At 50.4% G+C, this 25,036-nt stretch carries 19 protein-coding genes; 11 read left to right on the top strand and 8 right to left on the bottom strand.

Going from position 1 to position 25,036, the window contains the following annotated elements; genetic code table 11:
- Window positions 1-18: 18 nt before the first annotated feature.
- Both ACEW8P_RS26005 and ACEW8P_RS26010 read right to left on the bottom strand, forming a co-directional pair.
- Window positions 19-831 carry a hypothetical protein gene (locus tag ACEW8P_RS26005; RefSeq protein WP_373515979.1) on the bottom strand — a complete coding sequence of 271 codons (813 nt, stop codon included), beginning with the start codon at window positions 829-831 and terminating at the stop codon, window positions 19-21.
- A 26-nt stretch (window positions 832-857) separates the two neighbouring features.
- Window positions 858-1,757: a glycosyltransferase gene (locus tag ACEW8P_RS26010; RefSeq protein WP_373515980.1), complete on the bottom strand. Its 900-nt coding sequence runs from the start codon at window positions 1,755-1,757 to the stop codon at window positions 858-860.
- Between the two features lie 139 nt (window positions 1,758-1,896).
- Between ACEW8P_RS26010 and wecB the strand changes: the two genes are divergently transcribed.
- The 3 genes from wecB (at window position 1,897) to ACEW8P_RS26025 (ending at window position 5,325) form a co-directional block, all read left to right on the top strand.
- Window positions 1,897-3,030, top strand: a complete 1,134-nt coding sequence (gene wecB, locus ACEW8P_RS26015; RefSeq protein ID WP_373515981.1) for a non-hydrolyzing UDP-N-acetylglucosamine 2-epimerase — start codon at window positions 1,897-1,899, stop codon at window positions 3,028-3,030.
- Window positions 3,031-3,111: 81 nt separating this feature from the next.
- Window positions 3,112-4,629, top strand: a complete 1,518-nt coding sequence (locus ACEW8P_RS26020; protein WP_373515982.1) for a lipopolysaccharide biosynthesis protein — start codon at window positions 3,112-3,114, stop codon at window positions 4,627-4,629.
- A 51-nt stretch (window positions 4,630-4,680) separates the two neighbouring features.
- Window positions 4,681-5,325, top strand: a complete 645-nt coding sequence (locus ACEW8P_RS26025) for an FkbM family methyltransferase (protein WP_373515983.1) — start codon at window positions 4,681-4,683, stop codon at window positions 5,323-5,325.
- 12 nt (window positions 5,326-5,337) lie between these two features.
- On the opposite strand, the gene ACEW8P_RS26030 is transcribed toward ACEW8P_RS26025, so the two are convergent.
- Together ACEW8P_RS26030 and ACEW8P_RS26035 are read right to left on the bottom strand one after the other, a co-directional pair.
- Entirely contained in the window at window positions 5,338-6,219 is an 882-nt protein-coding gene (locus ACEW8P_RS26030; RefSeq protein ID WP_373515984.1) for an FkbM family methyltransferase, read from the bottom strand.
- Window positions 6,220-6,474: 255 nt separating this feature from the next.
- Window positions 6,475-7,470, bottom strand: a complete 996-nt coding sequence (locus ACEW8P_RS26035; RefSeq protein ID WP_373515985.1) for a GNAT family N-acetyltransferase — start codon at window positions 7,468-7,470, stop codon at window positions 6,475-6,477.
- A 226-nt stretch (window positions 7,471-7,696) separates the two neighbouring features.
- Between ACEW8P_RS26035 and ACEW8P_RS26040 the strand changes: the two genes are divergently transcribed.
- A complete protein-coding gene (locus tag ACEW8P_RS26040; protein ID WP_373515986.1) occupies window positions 7,697-10,591 on the top strand; it encodes an SdrD B-like domain-containing protein in 2,895 nt (964 codons plus the stop codon).
- A gap of 13 nt (window positions 10,592-10,604) precedes the next feature.
- Here ACEW8P_RS26040 and ACEW8P_RS26045 read toward each other — a convergent pair whose 3' ends face one another.
- On the bottom strand, window positions 10,605-11,663 hold the full coding sequence (locus tag ACEW8P_RS26045) for a hypothetical protein (protein ID WP_373515987.1): 1,059 nt from the start codon (window positions 11,661-11,663) through the stop codon (window positions 10,605-10,607).
- Between the two features lie 382 nt (window positions 11,664-12,045).
- Here ACEW8P_RS26045 and ACEW8P_RS26050 point away from each other — a divergent pair, with 382 nt between their 5' ends.
- The 4 genes from ACEW8P_RS26050 to ACEW8P_RS26065 all read left to right on the top strand — a co-directional run bounded on the left by ACEW8P_RS26050 (window position 12,046) and on the right by ACEW8P_RS26065 (window position 15,890).
- Window positions 12,046-13,908, top strand: coding sequence for a carbamoyltransferase (locus tag ACEW8P_RS26050; RefSeq protein ID WP_373515988.1), 1,863 nt, complete (start codon window positions 12,046-12,048; stop codon window positions 13,906-13,908).
- An 80-nt stretch (window positions 13,909-13,988) separates the two neighbouring features.
- Window positions 13,989-15,116 (top strand): SGNH/GDSL hydrolase family protein, encoded by a 1,128-nt coding sequence (locus ACEW8P_RS26055; RefSeq protein ID WP_373515989.1) that lies wholly within the window; start codon window positions 13,989-13,991, stop codon window positions 15,114-15,116.
- 161 nt (window positions 15,117-15,277) lie between these two features.
- A complete protein-coding gene (locus tag ACEW8P_RS26060) occupies window positions 15,278-15,427 on the top strand; it encodes a DUF5989 family protein (RefSeq protein ID WP_189563039.1) in 150 nt (49 codons plus the stop codon).
- 82 nt (window positions 15,428-15,509) lie between these two features.
- Window positions 15,510-15,890 carry an SxtJ family membrane protein gene (locus ACEW8P_RS26065; RefSeq protein ID WP_373515990.1) on the top strand — a complete coding sequence of 127 codons (381 nt, stop codon included), beginning with the start codon at window positions 15,510-15,512 and terminating at the stop codon, window positions 15,888-15,890.
- A 5-nt stretch (window positions 15,891-15,895) separates the two neighbouring features.
- Here the strand turns inward: ACEW8P_RS26065 and ACEW8P_RS26070 are convergent, their stop codons facing one another.
- The gene (locus ACEW8P_RS26070; RefSeq protein ID WP_373515991.1) at window positions 15,896-17,437 is read right to left on the bottom strand and encodes a hypothetical protein; all 1,542 of its coding nucleotides are present in this window, start codon (window positions 17,435-17,437) and stop codon (window positions 15,896-15,898) included.
- Window positions 17,427-18,041, bottom strand: coding sequence for an RNA polymerase sigma factor (locus ACEW8P_RS26075; protein WP_373515992.1), 615 nt, complete (start codon window positions 18,039-18,041; stop codon window positions 17,427-17,429). The genes ACEW8P_RS26070 and ACEW8P_RS26075 overlap by 11 nt, the downstream gene beginning before the upstream one ends.
- Window positions 18,042-18,242: 201 nt before the next feature.
- On the opposite strand from ACEW8P_RS26075, the gene ACEW8P_RS26080 reads away from it, so the two are divergent.
- Together ACEW8P_RS26080 and ACEW8P_RS26085 are read left to right on the top strand one after the other, a co-directional pair.
- Window positions 18,243-18,872, top strand: coding sequence for a hypothetical protein (locus ACEW8P_RS26080; protein WP_373515993.1), 630 nt, complete (start codon window positions 18,243-18,245; stop codon window positions 18,870-18,872).
- A 307-nt stretch (window positions 18,873-19,179) separates the two neighbouring features.
- Window positions 19,180-20,412, top strand: coding sequence for a hypothetical protein (locus tag ACEW8P_RS26085; protein ID WP_373515994.1), 1,233 nt, complete (start codon window positions 19,180-19,182; stop codon window positions 20,410-20,412).
- A gap of 91 nt (window positions 20,413-20,503) precedes the next feature.
- Here ACEW8P_RS26085 and ACEW8P_RS26090 read toward each other — a convergent pair whose 3' ends face one another.
- Window positions 20,504-20,965 carry an Lrp/AsnC family transcriptional regulator gene (locus ACEW8P_RS26090; RefSeq protein WP_373515995.1) on the bottom strand — a complete coding sequence of 154 codons (462 nt, stop codon included), beginning with the start codon at window positions 20,963-20,965 and terminating at the stop codon, window positions 20,504-20,506.
- Between the two features lie 337 nt (window positions 20,966-21,302).
- Between ACEW8P_RS26090 and metH the strand changes: the two genes are divergently transcribed.
- A partial coding sequence (metH, locus tag ACEW8P_RS26095) for a methionine synthase (protein ID WP_373515996.1) occupies window positions 21,303-25,036 on the top strand: 3,734 nt, incomplete at its 3' end.

The following is a 25,036-nucleotide window of genomic DNA, read 5'->3' on the forward strand; positions in this document are numbered from 1 at the left end:
CGTCTGTGACGCGTCGCGTCATTTCAGAACAGCGAGGCAAATCCAGGTATAGTACATGGCTTCGTCCTGGAATACCTGCAGGAAATCGTGTTCTACCTTCGTGAAAAGCGGAGCGGGAGTAGGGTAGTTTTCTTGGGTCCAGGCGTCGCCGTTTCGCATCATGTCGCTCTTGAAAACGGGAGGGAACTCGTGGTAAGTAGTCAGCACCTCATTCAGATACGCGGCATCCTGGGCATTGGGTTTAATTCGATTTCGGCTTGGCCACATTACGATTTGCTTCAAACGGTACAGCAGGCTCCCGGCGTACAACCCGGGCTTAAAACCCGCATATTGAAATGCTTTCTTCAGCGAATAGCAGTCGCCAGTTTGCGCCGGGTAATTATCTTCAAAAATAAATTTCTTGAAACCCAACGCCTTGCCTTGTACGATGCGCTCGAAAGCATTCTGGTGATCGTCGAAAAACAGTACGGTGTTTTCCTTGTCTTCAATCATCGACCAGTCCAATTTGCTGAAATCCCGCTCGAAGTACTGCGCCCGATCAGAACGGTATTCCCTAAACTTCGGATTGACATCGATGCTATAAATCCGGGCTTCGGGCAGGGTCTGCTCGATCAACCAGGTTCCCAGCCCTTTCCACACTCCACTCTCGACGACCTGGGCGGGGTTGAGTTTTTTGAGCATGAACCAAGTCGCAAACAAGTGAGGCGTTTTCATGCCGCCTTCGTTACTGGCAATGGGTTTGTTTTTGTATAAAGCCAAAAACTCGGGAATGGAGGCGATAATCTCTTCCCGCGTCCAGTTCACTTTTCCTATTTCTCTGATTTCCTGCATATTTACAATTGGTAAATGCTATCCTTTTAGATTCCGTGCTTTATTCGGTTCTTTAATTTCACCCGCCAAGGCAGGCTGTAGAAACGTCGGAATGCTTCCACTACGGTAGGTTCAGGCTGCAAATCGGGGGGGAGGGACAAATTGCCCTCAACGAGTTCCTGACCGTAGGCTGCCGTTTTGAAGGTGAAATTTGTGCCGCTGCCATCGGTGCCAATATTTTTGATTTTGGATTTGGCTGGGTACAGCCCGTAAGCCTGGTGCTGTACTTGAGAATAGGTCCAGCGGATGGCCCAGGAGTCGATTTGACCCCGCTGTTGCTTGACCAACATCGGCCACAGGTCTTCGCCGCCGGCCTCCATCCGGTTTCGAAAGCCGGAGTCTGCCCTGATTTTTTCGAATCCCTCCACCTGCCAGTCTGCTTTCCGCCAGCGGTCGCGCCAAGTACCCCAGCCCCACGAGCTGGCGCGCGGCACCAGATAAACTTCCTCGCCGTAGGCAGCAGGCAGAGAAATCGGGGGCGTGTAGCCCGTCACCGAAAATATATCTGGCCGACCTTGATATACGGTCAGCACCGAATTCATATAATCCAGAAAATCGGTGGTGCACAGCATATCATCTTCCAGAACGATAACTTTTTCGTGGTTTTCGAGTAGTTCGCTCACTCCTTTAATCACCGACCGGGCTAGTCCTTGGTTGTGTTCGGCGACCTTGATTTTCGTGTGTCCAAAACCCTGAGTTCCGTCGAGCAGTGCTCTCACCTCCCGCACCAAAATCGCATCCGCTTCATCCTTCGGGCCATCTGCGAAAACAACCAACTCACTTTGCGAGGCTAGCGGGTTGCGCCGCAGGGCTTCCAGCGTCTCTTGTAGGTGTAACGGGCGATTGTAGCAGAAAAGGGCGATCGGGGCGAGCTGGGTAGTTATCATTTCGTACTGTGGCAAATTCGATACTGCTCTTCGTGCCAAATATAAGCGTAAAATGCGGGTGTAAAACGCCGTCCGCCCGCAAAAGATGGCCTGCGTTGGAATAGGTTTCGTACTTTTGTGCAAAAAACGAGCCTGCTTTTTGAAAATTCTCAGTATTGTAGGTGCCAGGCCCAACTTTATGAAAGTGGCACCGTTGCACCGCGCCTTTACCCACGAAGGCATCGTATCCAAAATCGTCCATACGGGTCAGCACTACGACGCAAAAATGTCTGACGTGTTTTTTAGGCAACTGCAACTTCCCCAGCCAGATTACTTCCTGGGCGTTGGCGGCGGCACTCACAGCCAGCAAACTGCCCGGATCATGCTGGAATTTGAGCCGATCATGCAAACCGAAAGGCCGGATGTGGTGCTGGTCGTAGGCGATGTGAACTCTACCATCGCCTGCGCCTTAGTGGCCGTGAAGGAACAGGTGCCGCTGGTGCACGTAGAAGCCGGACTTCGTAGCGGCGACCGCCGAATGCCCGAAGAGATCAACCGCATCCTGACCGACCGTATTTCTGACCATTTGTTTGTCACTGAGCAGTCCGGGTTGGATCACCTTGAAGAAGAGGGGACGCCAAGAGACAAAGTCCACTTTGTGGGCAATGTGATGATCGACTCGCTGGTGGATTATCGAAGGAAAGCCAACGAACTGGATGTCCTGGGAAAGTGGAAGCTGCACCCGAAACAATACGTGCTGATGACCATGCACCGCCCCGGCAACGTGGATACGGTGGAGGGCTTGCGGGCCGTACTCGGTGTGGTCAAAAATACTGCTGCCCGGTTATCCGTACTGTTTCCGGTTCATCCGCGCACTCGGAGTAACCTGCAAAAGTTTGGGTTGCTGGAAGAATTGGAAACGATCGAAAACGTGACGCTCGCCGAACCGCAAGGTTATTTGGAATTTCTGAACCTAATGGAAAATGCCGCGCTTGTGGTTACTGATTCAGGCGGGATTCAGGAGGAAACTACCTATCTGCGGGTACCTTGTCTCACATTCCGACCCAGTACCGAGCGTCCCGTGACGGTGGAGTTGGGTACTAACTACCTACTTAGCGATCTTGATCCGGCATCGGCCGATGATATGGTTGGAAAAATCCTCGGCGGGCAGGGCAAACAAGGCACCATCCCGCCCCTATGGGACGGCCGGGCCGCCGAACGCATTGCGAAGATTTTAATTGAAAAATACAGGAAGGGAGTGATGAATTATGACGGGGTCGCCAGGCGATCATGAAAATTTTCAACTCCATGTACAAGTATGGCTATCCGCGTCGCGGCACTCTCAACTCTCAACTTTCAACTCTCCACTAAATAATTGGGAATAGTCGTCCGTCAGAGTCTTAAGGCGAGTTTGGGGTCTTACATCGGGGTGGGCATAGGCATTGTCAACCAGATGTACGTGGCCACCAAATTTCTGTCGGTGGAGCAGTTGGCGCTGTCGCGGCTCTTATTCGAGAATAGCCTTATGTTCGCGGCCTTTGCCCACCTGGGCACTCCTTTCATCGCCGATAAATTCTTCAGCCTTTTCCGCGACGATGAAGAGAAGCACAATGGTATTCTGCCTTTTCTGCTGCTACTCCCCTTCATTGGTGCTCTGTTATTTAGCCTGATTTATTTGGCCTGCGCCGACGCCATCCGCGCCTACTACATCGAGCAGTCGCCCCTGATTCTGCGTTATTACCTGTTGGTGATTCCGCTCACTGCCTTTTGGATCTACATTTCGGTTCTGGACGCATATTGCCGCAACAATTCCCGTATCGCCATCCCAAACTTTATCCGTGAGGTGTACCTGCGCCTGGCCAACCTGGCACTCATCCTCATTTTTGGCTTTGGCTGGATCAGTTTCGACTGGCTCCTGTATCTCATGGTGGCCTCTTACGCACTGGCCGTAGTGATTCTGTTTGTGTACATCCGTCATTTGGGCAAATGGTACTGGCGAATGCCCAATCGCAGCATCCTGACTAACCCCCTGCTGTGGCAGATCCTGGGTTACGGGGGCTTCACCCTGCTGGGCGGCATCGGGGTCAATATCATGCTGTTTATCGACCGTTCCATGCTGGCGGGGGAGCGCGGGTTACTTAGCGCGGGCATATTCATCATTGCCACCTACATTGCGGGTGTCATCGAGATTCCCCGTAAGGCCATTGCCCAAATATCCATTCCCCTCATTTCGAGTTCGCTTCAGAACAACGACCTCGAACATGTCCAGACCATGAATCGCAAGTCGGCCCTCAACCAATTGATCGCCGGAGGCTTGTTTTTTCTGCTGATCTGGGTCGGTATCGACGAGATTTTCTACCTTATTCCCAAGGGCGAAACCTACGGTGAAGGCAAGTTCGTGGTACTGTTCATCGCGCTGGTGAAGGTTTTCGACATCGCTACGGGCCTCAACTCCGAAATTATCTTGTATTCGAAGTACTTCCGGGTCGCCACGCTGCTTATCATCGGCTCGGCTATCCTGGGCTTCTCGCTGAACCTGTGGCTGATTCCGCTCTACGGGTTCACCGGCGCCGCCATCGCCACGGCCATTACCACGCTGGCTTACTCCCTCTCCCGCATGACGTTCGTGTACTGGAAATTCGGAGTGTTGCCCTTTTCCTGGAAGACGCTTCAGGTCGCGGTGATCCTGCTGCTACTGTACGCCCTGACCTTCCTGCTGCCTGATTACCCAAAAACCGTCGCTTCGGCCATGATTGTACTGGTGTTGCAATCGGCTTTGCTGACGGGGATTTTTGCCGTACTTGTCGTTTGGTTGCGCATCTCAGAAGACATCAACGGATTGGTAGCGGGTGTCTGGGAACGCGTGAAAGGTGGCCGTGGGCAGCGGGATTGAAGACTATTTTTTGCAGACAAACTACAATGGCCGAGTGGTCAACCTCTACGAATGATCCAGACAGTCAAAAAAACGATTTGGCGCGGCCTCAATCAGCTTGGATTGGGGGGTAGCGTGCAAATGCACATGGAAGGAGCCTTGAAAAAGTACGGTTGGTTCCAGAGCTACCACTCGAAGCGCTCCGTCGATGCCAAAGGCAATCCGCTGCCCTGGTACACCTACCCGTTCATTTTTTTTCTGGGGCCGAGGCTTAAGCCGAATTTTGAGGTCTTCGAATACGGCTCAGGCAATTCCACGCAATGGTACGCGGGCCGGGTAAAGCAGATCACCGCCGTGGAACACGAGGAAGCGTGGGTAGAAATCGTCAGGCCGGGTCTTCCTGCCAACGCGGATGTGCTGTTCAGAGAACTGGGCAAAGCATATATTGAAGCTGTGAGCGAAAGCGGAAAGGAGTACCACATCGTGGTGGTGGATGGCCGGGAGCGGGTAGAATGCGCGCTTTACGCTCAAAAGTACCTGACAGAGGACGGGGTGCTAATCCTGGATAACTCGGAGCGGGATCACTACCAGCCAGCCAAGGATTTTATGGAAAATCTAGGTTTCAGGCGGCTCGACTTCTACGGAATGGGGCCCATCGTGAGCTACGAATTCTGCTCGACCGTGTTCTACCGGCCCGGCAACTGCCTGGGAATTTGAGCCTGGTTTTCGTTAAAACGACTCCCGCCCGAGCCGAATTTTTCTCCCCGATTCAAGCCGTTTTGCAACGAAGCTCATGTCACGGATATAAATGGTGTTCTGAGCGCCAGTTCCAGTGATCGGTTCCAATTTTCTTTCTTTAGGCAGGTACTGGCAGGGCTGGAATCCCAGTCCGAGTAGTTTGTCGTGTAGGTAGTTCTGCCCAAATTCGTACTGATCGGTCAGGCCGTTGGTTTCTATCAGAATGGCCTTCAACTTGGGGTTCTCCAAAACTTGCGTCGCTCCGTTGACGACGTTCACTTCGTAGCCCTCGACGTCGATCTTTAAAACGTTTGCTGCTTTTCCTTCCAGCAGATTGTCGAGCGAATCGACCGGAACGTCGATCGTACTTCCCGAAAAGTTTTCCTCATAAATGACGTGATTGATCGCATCCAGGGAATTAGAGAACGTAATCGTGTCTGCCCTGTCCCCAACCCCGCAGTTGACCAACTCTACTTTCGTTTGCAACGAATTGTAGTTTACATTCCTCGCCAGGCTGGCAAAAGTGGAGGGGATGGGCTCATAAGAAATGGATCTGGCACCCGCCACGCCGGAAGCGAGCACAGTATATACCCCGATATTGGCCCCCACATCCACAAAGGTGTCATCTTCCCGCAGAAAATGCATGATGAACAGCATTTCGCTGGTATCGTACAAGCCCGTATATATTTGTATTTCGGCGCTGGACATGCCCTTTTCCACCACCAGGAAAGTACCTTCGACGAAGGGGTAGATCATCGGATGCTGGTGAATTCTGATGGCAACGCCCCGTTTGAGGAAGTTGACCAAAGCGGCCAGTTTTCTGTTTTTATTGAGCGGATGATTCAGGATTGTACGGATAGTTTTTAGCTTCATATCAACTAGGGGGAGTTTTTTTATAGAAACAAGTGGGTCAAATGCAGCTAACAAATAGCGGTCACCGTACCCGAACTTATCAGTTTTTTCTCAGAAAATATTTCAAACACATCTCCCTTAATCAAAACTTCACAATCCGTCTTACTATTCGGAAAAGACAAAGTTAAAGAATTAGCAGACTGCGACAGAACAAATACAGAATTGGCTGTCCACTTTACAATATATTTGGGATCGATCGAGGCAGGAAAGGTTGTTTTATTCAAAAATCTTCTGATACGTCAGTTTCGCAGAAGGATGGCCGCCCAAGTTCTCCTTAAAGCAAATCAGTGACGCCTTTTCGTTGCCCAGGTGGTCTAGTGACACGCCGAGATCGATGAGTTCTACACCCTCGTTTTGGGCGTATTCGTACAAAGCTTTATTCAGCAACACGGTTGGACTGAAAGCGCGGTAGTCGAGGTTATCGGCAGGACAGAAGTTGTACAGAATGCGCTGATTCACCCGGATGGCGACGGTGAGGCTGATGATTTCTTCGCCGTCTTTTACAACAAAAACCTTAGCCTTGTCGGGTAGTTGAGCGAGTAATGATTGGAGTTGCTCAAGATCCAATGATAGGGCATAGCCTTGTCGCTTTCGGCTCTCTGCCAAAAATGAAAAGACTTTTGACGGATCAGGGTTATCCCATTTTTCCGCTTCGAAGCCCGCCCGTTGGCACTTGCGCAGGCGCTTTCGCTCAGAAGGGTGAATTCGGTCGATGAATGGAGTATCATCAACCGGAATGTGATGATTGATCAGCGAATTAACTACCGAGTACCCCTGGTCTTCGTACACTTTTTCCTGTACTGCAAAACCCTTTGAATCATAGCTGGCCGGAGGAAGCCTGACTGTCATCTTCGAGAGTTGTTGTGTGCGGCAGTAGTCCTCGATGGTCGAAATCAAATAACACAGTACTTCATGCGGTACTTCCTCCGCGAATTCTAAACCACCAAAGGGAGCGTGGGGGAGCGAAACGGCTTCTTCGTCGTCGTGGTCGGCACGGAGGAGAGCGACGGTTTGCTTTGTATGGACGCGTCGGAGTTCCATCGAGAAGGGATGGCTATGCCGTTGAGTAGCAAGGTGCTGAGTAGTGTTGTAGAGATAAAGTGCAAAGCCCGAAGCATCATCCATGGTACTTGCTGTCGCAATCCTGATCTCGTATGCCTCATGGGGACTGAGCCACTGGTTTCCTGGCTCATTTTTGTGCTCGTCGCTCATCGCCCAAATTACGCTAAATATTGGCTGAGTTTAACGCTGATTGTATTGGCTGGCTACGGATTTGTGATTTGTTGAGACACGCATTATAAGTATTTTTTTTAGTATAAAATTCTGACTTAGAGAATATTATATATGTTTTTTCTAAGAAATTTTTTCTTAGAAAAAACAAAATCGAAAAATGGCACGGTCTTCGCGGTAACTCTAATCGAATGTAAATACTGCACCCATGAAAATCGTTTATCAAGGCCCAGGAGCGTCGAAGCTCCGTCGGAGTTTCGACGCCCCAAACTTACTCTTCTGGCTGTTTTTCCTCGCCTTCTCCCCGGCAGCAATAGCCCAGCTCAGCGGCAACGTGTACCGCGACTTTAACGGCGACGGTACCCAACAGACCTCTTTCCCGACCGAGCCGGGTGTAAGTGGCATTCAGGTTCGCGCTTACCTCACTGGCTCCACCACTCCACTAACCACCAACACCGACTCGCTAGGTAGCTTCAGCTTTGAGATTGCCAGTGGCAAGAAAGTACGGGTGGAGTTCAGTAATCTGCCTTATGAATCTTATGAAAGTACCCCTGGCCAGGGAAATGGCAGTGCCGTACAATTCGTTACTACCCCCGTTTCTGCTGTGAATTTGGGAATAATCGACCCTTTGTCGTATTGCAGCAACATCACGCCCAATCTGGTGGCTTCCTGCTTCGTGATGGGCGACCCGTTGGCCGAAGGCACCAATTCGGGTTCGCTGGCTTCTATTGTGCATCTTCCATACAGTGCATCGGGGCAGGGTGCTGCTCCCAATCCACTGGCTACCAGTGCCATGACGGGCACGGTATGGGGAGGGGCGTATCGACGACAGGACAAAGCACTATTCTTCTCCGCCTTTCTCAAGCGACATAGCGGACTGGGTTCCCTGGGTTTGGGAGGAGTCTACCGATCCGATCTTTTGGGGGAATCGCCCGAAACGATCCCTTACCTCGATCTTGCCAAATTTGTCAGGCTTAGCAGCCCCGCTGATAGCATTCTGATCGCCAACCGCGTACTTCCCGCCGACTTCAAGGTGCCCAGTCTCGATTCTATGGCCTTTGGAATGGTGGGCAAGGTAGGAATAGGTGGGATAGCACTCACTCCGGATGAGAATTCTCTCTGGGTGGTCAATTTGTTCCAAAAAACACTGGTGCGTATTCCCCTTACCAAACCCGCCGGACAGTTGGTAGCATCCGACATTAATTCCTATACGCTACCCAATCCCGGTTGTGTGGCTGGACAGTCCCGGCCCTGGGCGCTGGAATATCACGAAGGCTCACTATACGTGGGTATGACTTGCGACGCTGGCGCTATTGGCGGTACCCGCGACAATCTGAGGGCCTACGTATATCGTTATGATTTGAAAACCAGTCAGTTTATCAATTCACCTATCATCAGCGAAGCCCTGAACTACCGTAAGGGTTGGGTACATGCCGGAGTGCCACAGAGTGAATACTGGGAACCCTGGACCGATACATTCGGCGACCTGACCACTTCACTGCTCAATACCGAAGGAGGCATTCCTACCTACCGCGCTTCGCGTCCGCAACCGATCCTTTCCGACATCGAATTTGACACCGATGGCTCGCTGATAATAGGTTTGATGGATCGCACGGGCCATCAAACCAGCCGTAATCAGTTCAGTATTCCTTCCAGCGCCGCCCGTTACAGCGGCTACATTGGCGGCGATATCCTGCGCGCCCAGGTTTATGCCAACGGAACTTACAAATTAGAGAAGAACGGTAAGTCGGGCCAGCGCAGCGGTACTGGCGCAGACAATAACCAGGGACCTGGTGGCGGTGAGTTTTACGGAGATGATTTGTACAAAGACGCCTTTACGGGCGAAGTCATTCAGCAGGAAACATTCATGGGGTCCATGGTGGTGGTGCCAGGCAATGACGAAGTAGTCGCTGCCGTGATCGAGCCGTTCACCGTTTGGACGGGTGGCATGGCTTGGTACAGCAACCTAAGCGGTAATCGGATGAAGGCATTCGAGATTTACAATGGTGAAAACAATGAGCAGTATTTGGGCAAAGCCAATGGGCTGGGCAGCATCCGTGCGCTCTGCGAAGCGGCTCCCATCCTGATCGGTAACCGCCTGTGGGTCGATGCTAACAAAAACGGCATTCAGGATCCCGACGAAGTCCCGCTGGCGGGTGCCTCGGTAGGGCTGTATGATGCCAAAGGAAAGCTTGTGAGCCAAATTGCCAGCGAAGAGGATGGTACCTATCTGTTTGGGGGGGGCACGGTAAAGCCCAATTCTACCTATTATATCGCGTTGGGTGCTTCCAGTGACTCACCACAATTTGATAAACCTCAGAAAGTTCTTTCGGTTGAAAATAAAGCCTACCGTCTGGTTTCTACCTCGCAGACCGCCACTCAAAAAACTACCGAATCCCAGATCGGTAACCGTGCTCAGATCGCTGGTGCCGACATGCCCGCCAACTTACAGGGTTTTCCGGCCATGATGGTAAAAACCGGAGCCCCCGGCCAGAGTCAGTTGAATTTCGATGCCGCCTTTGAAGACTGCTGGGTAGATGCGGGCCGCGACACGACAGTTTGCGCGGGTGTCGATTCTCTGAAACTACCCATTGCGACGACAGGACAAACCTGGACAGCAGCTGCAGGCAACCCCTCACCCGCAACGGTCAATCAGTCAGGTCAGGTGAAAGGCCTGGCCAATGCAGGAATTTATCGCTTCATCATGACGCAAAGCCAAGCCTGTATTGATACCGTGTCAGTTACGGTGAAGCCCGCACTCAAGGTGCAGGCTATCATCGAGCGTGTGACCTGCACCGACCTGAACGCCAACAGTGATGGGCGCATCGACATAACTGGTTTCAAATCGGACGAGAAATTCAATGTTCAGGTAGGAACAGCTGGTTTTCTCTTCGATACGCCCCAGGCAATTCCCTCGAATGGTTCTATAATAAATGATTTGAGCAATCCCACGGCAGCCAGCCAATCCTACCTGGTACGCATTTACAATGACTCGGGGTGCACGCAGGATGTCCGGTTGACGATGATGCAGCGCGACTGTCAATGTGGCGATTTCAAAGCCCTGTGCATACCAGTAAATGTGCGGCGGATTAAGTTGCAGTAGTTTTGTTTCGAGTTCATTCCTGTTCAATAAGGTCAGGTATTGATTTTGCCAATTCATGCGCCGCTAACTGATTTCCCCGAATGTTCCAGTGGGAATCATTGGGCTTATATAGGGCAGTGTCGCTCGGGAAAGAGGCAAACGCGGGGAACAAGTCGATGACCGGAATACCTTCCATAATCAATTCCCGGGTTACCCATCGGTTGGGTTGTAAATTATCCCACTTGTCAGCCGAAATTTTAGCGTTAGTCATTATCTGCTGCCGTAATGCCTGGTTGATTTGCATCTCATCGGGGACGAGGGTCACGACCAATTTGGTTCCTGCGCGATCGCACAGGCTTTTGATCTGTTTCATATAAATGAGCGCATCCTCGGTATTTCGCTGGCATTCAGGATTGTTCTTTTGAAAAATATAGCTGCGTTCAGTCTCAATATCCAGGTATTGCGAGGATTTGAAAGCGTGACAGGTGTCGCAATAAGCGGAACCCTCTCCGTAGCTGGTGAACATATTGTTTTGGCTCAGGCCGGTCGACGCTTTATAAAGATAGTAAAGTGCAGACGTAAGGTAAGAGTAGGTGTAAACCCTTCTTTTCAGCGAGTGGCGGGAGCTTTCCCGGATATCGTTCCCGACGAAAAAGGACAATAGCACCATATCGGGCTCGAGGTCTAAGGCTTCATCTGTAATTAAAGAAAGATACTGGGGTGGCCCTGTGCTGGATATTCCCATATTGATAAGCTCCACGGGAGGAAGGGATGAAACCGTATTGAGAGTATCTTCCAGCAGAGTCAGGAAATTGTAAGGGTAGGGTGGTACCCCGAAAGTGAATGAGTCCCCAATCCCCACGATTCGATAGGCTCCCTCCCCCTTTTTTTTATTATACTCCACGTCCTTGAATCCTTTGGAGTTCAGCTTGTATCCGTAACTGTCCGAGTTAGGTTTACCCCGGTATTGATTGTAGTCTTCCCGATGAAATATGGAGGTGGGATGAATGTAGTTGAATAGCCGAAGCCCTAATTCAATAATTATTAAATTGAAAATCAGAAAGATAGCTGTAAATAGAATTTTTTTATGCATGATAGAGGGGGATAGATGAAATGCAAAAATAATAAGATTTATTATAACGTAATAAAGATTTTAGGTGCACTGAACTTTTCTATGTTTAGTGCGAAAACTATTGAGGTGAATCCAAAGGGATTAATTTATAGACATACACGCGCTGGAAGGTGCACCTTGTTTGTCTAATGACCGATTTTGTATTCTCTAAAATTGATTTTGACTAGCAGCCCAACGGTAAGTTGAGCACGCCTCTTTTTGCACTATATTTAGGTTACGGTCGCAGCTCAACGTTTGATGTTAATGTAGATATGCCTAGTTTTGCCCCCGATTTGGCTCACCGAGTTCCAAATCAACCAACCAGATTGTCAAATTGACGGATCAACAACTCAATACCTTATAGGTGAAAATATTAGGAATTTCGGCCTTCTACCACGATTCGGCAGCGGCTTTGATAGATGATGGCGTGATCGTAGCCGCCGCGCAGGAGGAACGCTTCACCCGAAAAAAGCATGATCCTGGCTTCCCATCCAATGCCGTGCAGTTCTGCCTCGAGTACGGCGGCGTGACGCTCAACGAACTGGACGCGATAGTTTTTTACGACAAGCCACTACTGAAATTTGAGCGACTGTTGGAAACCTATTACGCCTTTGCGCCCAAGGGCATTCGCTCCTTCATTACGGCTATGCCCGTGTGGATCAAGGAAAAGATGTTTCTGAAACGCCTTATTAAGGAAGAGCTTGTAAAGTTGGGGTACGACAAGAAGAAGCCCGTCAAGATGCTTTTCCCTGAGCACCACCTGTCTCACGCTGCTTCTGCCTTTTATCCTTCTCCTTACGAAAAAGCCGCCATCCTGACCATCGATGGGGTGGGGGAGTGGGCTACCGCTTCGATTTGTCTGGGCGAGGGCAAGGATATTACTATTCTCAAGGAACTCCGCTTTCCGCATTCGCTAGGGCTTTTGTACTCCGCCTTTACGTATTTTCTGGGCTTTCGAGTAAACTCGGGCGAGTATAAATTGATGGGCTTAGCCCCTTACGGCAACCCTACTTCGCCGGAAGTGGAACGTTACGTGGATATCATCCTAAAAGAATTGATTGAGCTGAAAGAGGATGGCTCCGTGTGGCTCAACCAAAAGTACTTCGACTACGCCACGGGACTAAAAATGGTAGATGAACCCGCTTGGGAGCGACTTTTTGGTTTCAAGAAGCGCAACCCCGAAGACTCACTGGAAGCTGAACACTGCAACCTTGGCCTGGCCATTCAGCGCGTGACCGAGGAGGCTGTGATCAAAATGGGCCGCGAAGCCCAACGCCTTACCGGGGCCGACTACCTCTGCATGGCGGGGGGCGTTGCCCTCAACTGCGTGTCTAACGGGAAGATTCAAAAGGCAGGCATTTTCAAGGATGTTTTCATCCAACCTGCCGCCGGCGACGCGGGCGGGGCTTTAGGCGCAGCGCAGGCTGCTTACCATATTTTCTTTGGTCAGGAACGAAATATCACTTGGAAAGACGACAACATGCGCGGCTCCTACCTCGGCCCGACCTTTTCGGATTTGGATGTTGAGCTGACCGCTAAAAAGTACAAAGCAACTTACACCCATTTTGAAGATTTCAAAGAATTGAGCAATGAGGCGGCAAAACTCCTTGCCGATGGCAATGTAGTTGGCTGGGTGCAGGGCCGAATGGAATTTGGCCCACGCGCACTGGGTGGCCGCAGTATCCTGGGGGACCCGCGCAATTCCGAGATGCAGAAGAAGTTGAATCTGAAAATTAAGTACCGCGAATCGTTTCGCCCCTTCGCCCCTTCGGTGCTGGCTGAAAACTGCGCCGAGTACTTCGAATACGATGGTATTTCTCCTTATATGTTATTGGTGCATCCTGTGGCCGAGGAACGTCGCAACCCGCTTCCGGCGGGCTATGACTCGATGGATTTGCGTAATAAGCTGTACTTTGAACGGTCGGATTTGCCTTCGATCACGCACATCGACTACTCGGCCCGGATTCAGACGGTGCACAAGGAAACCAATCCGCGTTACTGGGAACTCATCAATGCTTTCAAAGAATTGACGGGTTATGCCGTAATCGTGAACACAAGTTTCAACGTGCGCGGCGAACCGATCGTCTCCACGCCCAACGACTCCTATCGCTGCTTCATGCGTACCGAAATGGACTACCTTGTCGTTGGCAACTACCTGTTCGACAAGCGCCAACAACCCGAATGGCAGGAGAAGGACAATTGGCAAGAGGAGTTTGTGTTAGATTAATTTGGAATTAATGAATGTCGGAATCAAGGAATAGTTTTTATTCCGACAATCACTAATTTCGTAATTCCCAATTGATTTCCATGTCAAAAGCCCTCACCAGCTTCATCCGTCTCGCCTTACTTGGGGTGCTGTTCGTGTTTCTTTTCTATCCCGATAAGTTTCACGTCACGTTTGGCTATCCGGGGTTTCCGCAGAGCGATAGTTTCTACATTCGGTTGAACAAGACGATGTTTTGGCTACTGTTTGTGATCGAGATTCTGCGGATATTTTATTACGGGGTAGTCAAGACAAAGGCCAAGGGGATAATGGCTAACATCTTGACCCTGGTAGTTCCGCTGGTAGTTGTGCTGGTGTTTCTGGAAATAATCTTTATGTACATCCCCCAAAGCCACGAGGGGGTACTTTCTAAAGCCTCCCAAATCTGGTGGGAAAAGTACTGGCACCCCGTCAACGCGCAGGGCTACCGTGACAAAGAGATTGAGAAAGGAAGCAATAAAACGAAGGTACTGGTCATCGGCGATTCCTTTGCCGCCGGACACGGCTTGGAAAGTTTGGACGAGCGATTTTCCGATCAGTTGGAGAGCAAATTGGGCAAAGACAAGTACGTAGTTTATAACCTGGGCGTGTCGGGTTCCGACACCCGCGACGAAGCAAAACGCTTGATGGAGTTTCCGGTAAAACCTGATGTGATCGTGTTGCAGTACTTTCCCAACGACATTGAGAAAGCTGCCCGCGAAAACGGCCAAACGCTCACCGGAGCCGAACCGTACAACGACCTGCATGGATCATGGGCCACAGTGGTGAAGCGATTTTATTTGCCTAATTTTGTCTATTGGCAATTGCCCCACGCCTCGTTCAGTACTTTTGAGGATTTTGTCCAGAAATCGTATACTGACTCAACGGTACTGAACGCACACTTTCGGGACTTGAGCCAAATGCTGGCTTACCGCGACAGCACCAACGCTAAAATGTACGCCGTATTTGTGCCTTTCCTGTTCCAATTGGACAAAAGCGCAAAGTACACCCGACCGGTAGAGGATTATTTGAAGGTACACGGTGTAAGAGTGATCACGCTTACCGACGGTATAAAAAAAATAGCTGACAAAGATCGCGTCGTGGGAAAAAACGACGGCCACGCCGGCCCGGCAGTAAACGCCCTGATGGCGAACCGGGTACATGGAATGATGGAGCAAGCGACAAAACAATAAGGTGGCAAAAACTTACATTGTCGGGCGGCTCTATCGGCAGCGAATTAACATCCTCAGAGGGGAGGTAGAAAGTACAAAAAAACAAGTACAGTATTAATTCAACAATTACACATTAAGGTGGCGCAACGCCAAAAAGATTCAACAGATAAACACAAATAACAATGGATTTCTTAAACGACCTGTTTTCCTTCATGAAGGAGCGTAAAAAGTGGTGGCTGGCACCAGTGATCATTGTGCTTCTCCTCATCGGAGTCTTGATCGTCATCGGTGGTGGCTCAGCCGTAGCTCCGTTCATTTATACTTTGTTCTAAATCGATCATAGAATGAGTGAATGATAGAATACCAGACAATGTATTCTATCATTCACTCATTCTATGATTCAAAATTAAAAAATTGGAAAACAAAATCTCCGAAGCCGACAGGGCCAAAGCGCAGCTCGTCATCGTGACTGGACTGCTCGTAATTTATTTCATTTTCAAATCCAGGTACCCGTGGATGCTTTACGCAGCGGCGACTGTGGGCGTGCTGTGCATCGCCATCCCCATTGTGGGTGAGTGGATCGTAAAAGGCTGGTTCAAGATTGCCGAAATTCTGGGCGCGATCAACGGGCGAATTCTGCTCTCGATCGTCTTCTTCTTGATCTTGTCGCCTATCGCGTTTTTATCGCGGATGGGCAGGAAAAACCCGCTTTCGCTGAAGAGCGAAAACAAGGAGTCAGCCTTTACAGAGCGCAATCATTTGTATACGCCAAAAGATCTGGATCAGGTCTGGTAGGCAAACTACTTCTTTTTACTGGTGTTGAATTCGTAGAGTAGCTTCACTTGCAGTCCTACATCAGTACGGTCGTCGAGGAAGATGAAGGTCTTAAAGCGCGTATTCAGGAACGAACTTACCTGTAGCACAATAGGACTCCACCGTTTCTCCAAACCAACGAGCGCGTTCACATTATTAATCGCCGGAAACACGATGTTGCGCTCCTTGGTTTCCTGTCCATAATCCCGCGAAGGCCGTTTGAAATCGAAGGATAGAGTCTGCTTAGCCCTCAAATTGAGGTTGGTACCCGCGCCCACAAAATAGGAAAAGTCTTTGCCGATCTCATTTCGATAGGTCAGGTTGAGCGGAATCCTAATCAATTTGGTACTGGTACTAATGTTGAAAATATCGAAACTAGGGGGTAGTTTTCCGGCGTGATCTTTCCGAAAATCCGAGCGCATTTTTTTCTTGAAGATTAGCTCGTCAAAAAACTTCTGGTCTTCCAGTTTTTGCCAACTCAATCCCGCTTGTACCGACCAATGCTCACCTAGTAGTGCTTCATTCCATAAAGAAAAAGCTCTGGTTCGGCCCTCCCATTGTTGACCCGCACCAACCCGGAAAGGTAGGTTGAGGCCGAATTTGGGCAATAGACTTTCCTCTTTCGTAGTCTTCTCAGTTTTTTCCGTCGAAACTACCTCGGGTAAGGCAGAATTACTTTTTTCTACATTTTCCAACTTCGCTACCATCGGAACGTCCAATTTACGGATTGCTTTGGGCACTCGGTTTGTCAAAAGACGGTACTTTGTTCTACTTGTCTCAGGCAGCGTCGGTGTAGGTAAGGGCTGAATATTGTCCAGAACCAGGCGGCGATCCAGTGTCTGGTTGTTGGTAGGTGCCGGCATAGCGGTTGGCGAGGCATCGCCCGGTGCTGTCTCGATTGAAATTGGCTGGCGGCTCTTCAAAGGCTGTACTGTGGTATTTCCTCCTATAAAATCTTCTTCCTTCCTGGATTGATCAGCATTTATAGCGAGTTCTCGGGGCAGACGTTCTGTTGAGTCTTGCCGGACGCTACTGCTCGCCGCCAAATCCTTCGATTTCTCGACGTTTCGCTCATCGGAATCTTTCCCTAAATCCAAAGCAGCATTTTCAGATGACTCGATTAAATCTGGCCGTGTAGCGGTACTTTCATGGACGATAGGATCCCGGTAAACTACGCGGGATTCAATTACATATACCGTGTCGGGATATGAAGCGGACATTTCACCTGTTTTGACTTCACCCTCATCACCAGCCGATGCCTCCCCCCTCGCCACAACCTGCTCCCGGAGCGCATGCATTTCGCGCAGCAGCGCATCATTCTGCCGCGACTGGCTCACGTACAGTATGGCCACCGTAGCGGTAGTAAGCACCGCCACCGCGTAGCCGAGCCAATGTCCGTAAGTTTGCCAGAAAGAAGGCGCAGCGTGTTGCTGAAAGGATTGAAACTTGTTCCAATCCTGCTCTTGAAAGTCGGGTTTCAGGCTTTCGAGTTTCCGGCGTAAAATTTCTTCAAATCGATTAGTTTTCATTTTGTTTGTATGACTTCATCTCCCAGTCTGTCGGAAAAAGGTCGGGATAATACTGCTTAACAAGGTGTTGTAGCCGAGCGCGGGCGCGGGCATAATGTGAGCGCACCGTGGCTTCATTGATGACGAGAATCTCCGAAATCTCGCGGTGGCCGTAACCGTCCACCGCGTACATCAGAAACACATTTCGGTAGTCGGGCCTCAGTCTTTGTACCAGTTCCAAAATCTCGTCCGCCGTAATGTTTTCTAATATGTTATCGTCGAAACGCGCGACGGGGGCATCTTCCAATGCGACGGTATCGCGCTGTTTCTTGTTGAGCTTGCGGTAGTGGCTGATGGCCGTATTGACCACCACTGTGCGCAGCCAAGGCTTGAACGGTTGTTTGTCGTCGTACTTCGACAAGTTCTGGAATACTTTCAAAAATGCTTCGTTCAATACGTCCTCCGATTCTTCCGGCGAAGACGAATATCGCAGACAAATGCTCTTGACGTAGCCAAAGAACTGCTGGAACAGCAGCCGTTGCGCCTGGGCGTTCCCCTTCCCGCAGGCTTTCAGCACGCTCGCGAGGTCGTCCTCGAGGAAAGGGTTTTTTTTTCTGAATAGCAAATTGCTTGTAATAGGGAGGACACTTTCAACTAATAGTAAGTACGCTCCTGCATCAGGATTTGTGGCAATAGTGAAATATTAATTTCTAAAAAAAATATTTTTAGGTCGTTGCCACAAATTCTGATGCAGGGGCGTACTGTTTTGTGAAGCCGGATTCACAATCGAAATTATCTATCCTTTAAACAAAACAAACCACTTAATATGAGAATCGTGAAAATCAAAATGTTTTTAATCGCCGCTTTCGCGGGAGCCGTTATGATGAGCTGCCAGAAAGACAACCTGGATCCCAGCAGCAGCGCTGACTTCAACGACGTTGTTCTGTCGGCAGCCCGCTACTCGGTCGCGGAAGACTCAGTTACCAAGAAGCACTGCAAAGGTAAACTGACTGAACTGGCCGAGGCCGACATTCCGGCTGCCGTGACGGCGTACATCGGCACAAACTACGATGGTGCCACGCTGAAATTTGCTGGAACCGATACGCAGGGGAATGTCGTCGTGGGACTCACGCTGGCTGATGGGACCTATAAGGGACTGATTTTCGACAGTGCAGGTACTTTCGTTAAGGAACTTTCGCACTATCGCAAGCACGCTAAGCTTACTGAGGTGGCAATTGCCGACCTACCAGCCAGCGTAAGTGCCTATGTAGTTGCCAATTATACTGGGGCAGAAATGAAGCGGGCCGGAACCAATGAGGCGGGCGAGCATTTCGTGATGCTGTCCACGGCGGGCGCGCCAGTAGTACTGCTTTTCAATGCCGATGACACATTTAACAAAGTTTTGGAAAAGACTAAGGGACGCGGTAACAAAAAGTTTGGCCACGGCCATAAGTAAATGCAGGCATTGTATTGAAGCGGAGTATGTGTGAATAGGGAAGCCCGAATCGGGTTTCCCTATTTTTTATTGTAAACAAATTTCGATTTAAACAATAATTATTGTTTCTTGGTAATCGATTGCATATTTGACTAGTGAAGTTGGCACGATGCGCAAAGTAAATTTACAGTTGTCCTCTAATGGACTCAGGAAGCTATTTTTTGTAGCTCTGTTATTAACCCTTTCTCTGGGCCTTTCTGCTCAGATTTCTATTGAATTTCCTTATAGCCGATTAGTATTGCAGCGTGACAACGCGGGGCAAACAGCTGTGTTCGTCCGAGGACAATGCTCTGCCGACTTGGATCGGGTTGAGGCGCGATTGGTTGCCCGTACGGCGGGACAAGGTATTACTACTGCCTGGCAAGCGGTCGAGCAGACGCCTATATCGGGTTACTATTCCGGAACCGTCACAGGGTCGGGCGGCTGGTACAATCTGGAAGTAAGAGGGGTGATGAATGGAGTGCCATCGGCTACGACTACCACTTTGCTGCGGGTAGGTATCGGAGAAGTTTTCCTGATTGTGGGCCACTCCAATGCCCAGGGAGGGGCCAGCCCGTCGGTTGGCAGCCAGGACGATCGCGTCAACAGTGCTCAGTTCCTCAACAAAAAGCAATGGAGCGACTATGACCAAACGGCAGATGTCGCTCACTTGCCTTTTCACTACGGACATCTCAACGACACTATCGCCCCCTTTCACAACATTCCCTGGTTTTGGGGGCAATTGGGCGACTCGCTAGCAAGTCGGCTCAATGTGCCGATTTTGTTCTACGGCGCGGCCTTCGGTGGCTCCAACATGCTACAGACCTACATGGCTGCCTACGACATTCCCTTCACCCACGGATTTATCAAGTACTCTATCCGAATGCCTTACGTGAATATTCGTAATACTATCAATCATTATTCTCCGGTCAGCGGACTACGGGGTATAATCTCGGCCCACGGTGTAAACGATGGCGGGAGCAGCACCGCTGAGTTTAAATTTCACTCCGAACAGGTTGTGGCCAAAACTCGGCAAGAGTCCAACCTAAGTACTTTTCCCTGGATGGTGGCCAAATCCGCCTGGAACAATGGCCCGCTCAATCATATTTTGGCTGCCCAGAATGCGCTGATTTCTCAAGATCCCCAAACTTATGAAGGCCCAAACCTGAACCAGATCGAGAATTGGGGGCGTACGGATAACCTTCATTTCAACCAGGTGGGTCAGGCGGAAGCCGCCCGCCTTTGGGCCAATGCCATCGTGGGTAGTCCTTTCCTTAGCCAAACGACCAGCATTACGCCCAAACCTCAGCCCTCCGGACTACCACCCGTAAGCCTGTCTTCCGGCGTGTGGAGTACGACCGCCGCCTGGCGCAACGACAACGCTCCGCAAGCTGTTCAACAGGTATTTATCAAGCGGCCCCACTCCATCGAAATCACTACTTCCCAAACTGCTAAAAGTATCTTCTTATCGGGAAATATCAATTTCAGTGGTAGCGGGAAATTGCTGCTGACGGGAAATTAATTTTTTAAGGCACAAAGTTTCGATTAAGAGTTTGCAGGCGTAAGCCCCACTTTGTGCGCCACGGGGCTCCCCGCTTACTCTATGCCTCATTTTACACCTCTATTCCCGAATTATTCTTAATTTCTCCCATCACAAACAGGCTATGGGTACTGCCAATGTTTTCAAGAGAACCTAGTTTTTGCATCAAAAACTGCTGATATTCGGGCATATCACTGACCAGAATTTTCATTTGAAAATCATAATCTCCCGAAATATTGTGGCATTCCAGCACTTCGGGAATGGCCATGATGGCTTCTACAAATTTCTCACCCATTGCCAACGAGTGCTCTTTCAGGGCAATCTGACAAAAGACCATCAGCTTTTTGCCCACCTTCTCCCGATCAACCAGCGCTACATATTTTTTTATGACGCCTTCCCGTTCTAGTCTTCTTACTCGCTCATACACGGGTGTATAGGAAAGGTGTAGCCGCTCGGATAACTCCCTGGTTTTTAAAGTGGAATCTTCCTGTAGGTAGCGCAGAATCGCGCGGTCGGTATCGTCAAGAATGTGCATTTGTCGGATGAATAATGAACCGTCCGGCGGTTCAGATTGAATTCTAGATAATTAAACTCAGAGGATTTGAATAACTATTTTAATACTAGATAAATTATAGCGATAAATCTAACTATTTTATCATTAGTAGATGTTTTTGTTAATAAAACTACGTGTACTAGACAATCTAACTAATACTGTCGAATATTTCCAATAAAACGCAAATAGCAGTATTTTTGTGTTTTTAGGATAAAACCTAGTTGATGGGCAATTTTGCCGAATAAAGATTAGCAAAGGAACCTCTACCAAACAGCTTCCCTTATTCTATGAGGAGAGAGGGTTGGGGGAAAAGTGACAAATGACAAACATCCGTGAAATATTAAAAGACCGCATCCTCGTTCTCGACGGCGCGATGGGTACTATGATCCAGCGATATAAGCTGGAAGACGAAGATTACCGGGGCGAACGCTTCCGGGACTGGCCGCACGACGTAAAGGGCAACAATGACCTGCTGTCACTGACTCGGCCCAACGTAATCAAAGAAATCCACGCCGCCTACTTCGAAGCCGGGGCTGACATCGCCGAAACCAATACGTTTTCTGGTACGACCATTGCGATGGCCGACTACGGCATGGAGGAATTTGTCTATGAACTCAACTATGAGTCTGCTCGCCTGGCCCGTGAAGTGGCCGATGACTTCACCGCCCGGGAGCTAAACAAACCGCGCTTCGTGGCTGGATCAATGGGGCCGACTAACCGCACGGCTTCATTATCTCCCGATGTCAACAACCCCGGCTACCGCGCCATTTCTTTTGACCAACTGGTGGAAGCCTACTACGAACAAGTACGGGGCCTAGCCGACGGCGGCGCGGACTTGTTGCTGGTCGAAACGGTATTCGACACACTCAACGCCAAGGCGGCGTTATTTGCCATCGACAAGTTTTTTGTTGAAAACCCGCAGCACGAACCACTGCCGATCATGGTATCAGGTACCATCACCGATGCCTCGGGCCGCACGCTTTCGGGCCAGACGACCGAAGCATTCCTTACATCGGTGTCGCACCTGCCGCTGTTGTCGGTGGGCCTCAATTGCGCTTTGGGGGCCGATTTGATGCGCCCCTATGTGCAAATGCTGGCCAACGAGTCGCCGTTCAACACTTCGGCCCACCCCAATGCTGGCCTGCCCAACGAGATGGGTGAGTATGACGAAAGTCCCGAGCAAATGGGGGAGGTTATCGAAGGTTTTTTGCAAGATAACCTGGTCAACATCATTGGCGGCTGTTGCGGCACCACGCCCGATCACATCCGCGTTATTGCCGACCTGGCGGCCAAGCATCGCCCGCGTCCGCTGCCCGTTTTTGAAAAAAACATGAAACTCTCGGGCCTCGAACCTGTGAAGATTACGCCCGACGCCAATTTCGTCAACATCGGTGAGCGCTGCAACGTAACGGGTTCCAAGAAATTCGCCCGGCTGATTCGGTCAAATAGCTACGACGAAGCCCTAAGTATTGCCCGAGAGCAGGTAGAAAACGGTGCCCAAATCATCGACATTAACCTTGATGAAGGTATGATCGACGGTGTGGAGGCCATGAAGACTTTCCTGAATCTGATCGCCGCCGAACCGGACATTTCCCGAGTACCCATCATGGTAGATTCCTCCAAGTGGGAGGTCATCGAGTCGGGATTGAAGTGTGTTCAGGGCAAGGCTATCGTCAACTCTATTTCGCTAAAAGAAGGCGAGGAGAAATTTATCGAATCGGCGCGTAAAGTACTTCGCTACGGGGCGGCCACGGTAGTTATGGCCTTCGACGAAACTGGCCAAGCCGACAACTTCGAGCGGCGCATCGAAATTTGCCAGCGGGCCTACGACATCTTAGTCAATAAAGTAGGTTTTCCTGCCCAGGACATCATCTTCGACCCTAATATTTTGACCGTCGCGACGGGGATGGAGGAGCACAACAACTACGCTGTGGACTTCATAAATGCCACGCGCTGGATCAAAGAGAACCTGCCTCACGCTAAGGTATCGGGTGGTGTGTCCAACGTGTCTTTCAGTTTCCGGGGCAATGAGGTAGTCCGCGAAGCTATCCATACGGCCTTCCTCTATCACGCCATCAAAGCCGGGCTGGACATGGGTATCGTCAACGCCGGACAAATCGGTATTTACGACGAAATTCCGAAGGAAACCTTGGAACTGGTCGAGGACGTACTGCTCAACCGCCGTCCCGACGCTACCGAGCGGTTAGTGACCTTTGCGGACACCGTATCGCAGAAAGGTCGTGTCCAAACCGGCCCTGACCTGACCTGGCGGGAAATGCCGATAAAGGAACGTATTGCCCATTCGCTGGTAAAAGGCATCGCCGATTATATCGAAGAAGATACCGAGGAATGCCGTCACCTGTTCGACCGCCCGCTGGAAGTAATCGAAGGTCCGCTGATGGATGGTATGAGCATCGTGGGCGATCTGTTTGGCGCAGGTAAGATGTTTCTGCCGCAGGTAGTGAAATCGGCGCGGGTGATGAAGAAGGCCGTGGCGTATTTGCAGCCGTATATCGAAGCCGATAAGAGTGCAGAAGCAAAAGCGGTAGGTAAAATTCTGATGGCTACCGTGAAAGGCGACGTCCACGATATTGGCAAAAACATTGTGGGCGTGGTGCTGGGCTGCAACAGCTACGAAATCATTGACCTCGGCGTGATGGTCCCGACTGACAAAATTTTGGCCGCCGCTAAGGAGCATAATGTCGATATCATCGGCCTTTCGGGCCTGATTACACCCTCGCTGGACGAGATGGTGGGCGTTGCCAAGGAAATGGAGCGACGGGGCATGACCATGCCGCTGCTCATCGGCGGGGCCACGACGTCACGCATCCACACTGCTGTCAAGATAGATCCGCATTACTCCGGTCCGGTCATTCACGTACTTGACGCCTCGCGCTCGGTACCCGTGGCGGGCAAGTTGACCCAAAGCGACCAAAGCCAGGCTGAAGTACTGTCTGAGATAAAGGCGGAATACGCCCAACTCCGCGAAGACCACGCCAAGCGACAAACCGACAAGCAGCAGATTACTATCAAGAAAGCTCGCGAAAATTCTGTGAAAATTGATTGGGACGGGTACATCCCGCCCCGCCCGCAATTCCTAGGTACCCGCGTTTTGGAAAATTACGATTTAGCCGAAATTGCAAAATACATCGACTGGACTCCTTTCTTCCAGACTTGGCAGTTGCACGGTAAGTACCCGGCCATTCTCGAAGATAAAGTTGTGGGACAAGAGGCCCAAAAACTTTACGAAGATGCGGCAGTACTGCTTGGCGAAATCATCCGTGACAAGTTATTACAAGCCCGCGCCGTAATCGGATTCTGGCCAGCCAATCGCATCGAGGACGATATTCTATTGCATGATTTCGAAGAATTGAGCCAGGAAGTACCTTGCGAGCGTCATGGCTCGCACTCCCATGTCGAATACAAAATCAGCCGTCACAACGCAGAGGATGCCGCATCATCTTCATCCGGTTCTGTGTCTTCACAGAATACGGATGTGCTTGATGGCGGCGCGGTCGTGGCTGACACGCTTACAGTTTTGCATCACCTGCGCCAGCAAAGTCCAAAAGCATCGCATCTACCCAACTACTGCCTGTCCGACTTCGTAGCTCCACTTGAAAGTGGCCAAACAGACTACCTTGGGGGCTTCGCCGTTACGGCGGGTCTGGGCATCGAAGCACTGCTGGAAAAATACGAGCGCGAACACGATGACTACAATAGTATCATGGTCAAGTCTCTAGCCGATCGTCTGGCCGAAGCCTTCGCTGAATTATTGCACAAGCGCGTCCGCAAAGAATTCTGGGGCTACGCCGCTGATGAAAAGCTAGATAATGAGTTGTTGATTAAGGAAAAGTACCAGGGCATCCGGCCCGCGCCCGGCTATCCGGCCTGTCCCGACCACACCGAAAAACGTGCCCTGTTTGAACTACTTGATGCCGAAAGATTAGGCATTACGCTCACCGAAAGCTACGCCATGTACCCGGCCAGCAGTGTGAGCGGCTGGTACTTTGCTCATCCCGACAGCCGCTATTTTCCCGTCGGGAAAATCCAGAA

Origin of the sequence: Persicitalea sp., assembly GCF_041751555.1 — a bacterium.
GTDB lineage: Bacteria > Bacteroidota > Bacteroidia > Cytophagales > Spirosomataceae > Persicitalea.

What these genes read in the sequence shown, in the direction of transcription:
- ACEW8P_RS26010 (WP_373515980.1), bottom strand. Translation starts at nt 1,757, where the DNA reads ATGATAACTACCCAGCTCGCCCCGATCGCCCTTTTCTGCTACAATCGC.
- ACEW8P_RS26060 (WP_189563039.1), top strand. Translation starts at nt 15,278, where the DNA reads ATGGATTTCTTAAACGACCTGTTTTCCTTCATGAAGGAGCGTAAAAAG.
- ACEW8P_RS26030 (WP_373515984.1), bottom strand. Translation starts at nt 6,219, where the DNA reads ATGAAGCTAAAAACTATCCGTACAATCCTGAATCATCCGCTCAATAAA.
- ACEW8P_RS26005 (WP_373515979.1), bottom strand. Translation starts at nt 831, where the DNA reads ATGCAGGAAATCAGAGAAATAGGAAAAGTGAACTGGACGCGGGAAGAG.
- ACEW8P_RS26025 (WP_373515983.1), top strand. Translation starts at nt 4,681, where the DNA reads ATGATCCAGACAGTCAAAAAAACGATTTGGCGCGGCCTCAATCAGCTT.
- ACEW8P_RS26090 (WP_373515995.1), bottom strand. Translation starts at nt 20,965, where the DNA reads ATGCACATTCTTGACGATACCGACCGCGCGATTCTGCGCTACCTACAG.
- ACEW8P_RS26040 (WP_373515986.1), top strand. Translation starts at nt 7,697, where the DNA reads ATGAAAATCGTTTATCAAGGCCCAGGAGCGTCGAAGCTCCGTCGGAGT.
- ACEW8P_RS26055 (WP_373515989.1), top strand. Translation starts at nt 13,989, where the DNA reads ATGTCAAAAGCCCTCACCAGCTTCATCCGTCTCGCCTTACTTGGGGTG.
- ACEW8P_RS26080 (WP_373515993.1), top strand. Translation starts at nt 18,243, where the DNA reads ATGAGAATCGTGAAAATCAAAATGTTTTTAATCGCCGCTTTCGCGGGA.
- ACEW8P_RS26070 (WP_373515991.1), bottom strand. Translation starts at nt 17,437, where the DNA reads ATGAAAACTAATCGATTTGAAGAAATTTTACGCCGGAAACTCGAAAGC.
- ACEW8P_RS26045 (WP_373515987.1), bottom strand. Translation starts at nt 11,663, where the DNA reads ATGCATAAAAAAATTCTATTTACAGCTATCTTTCTGATTTTCAATTTA.
- ACEW8P_RS26035 (WP_373515985.1), bottom strand. Translation starts at nt 7,470, where the DNA reads ATGAGCGACGAGCACAAAAATGAGCCAGGAAACCAGTGGCTCAGTCCC.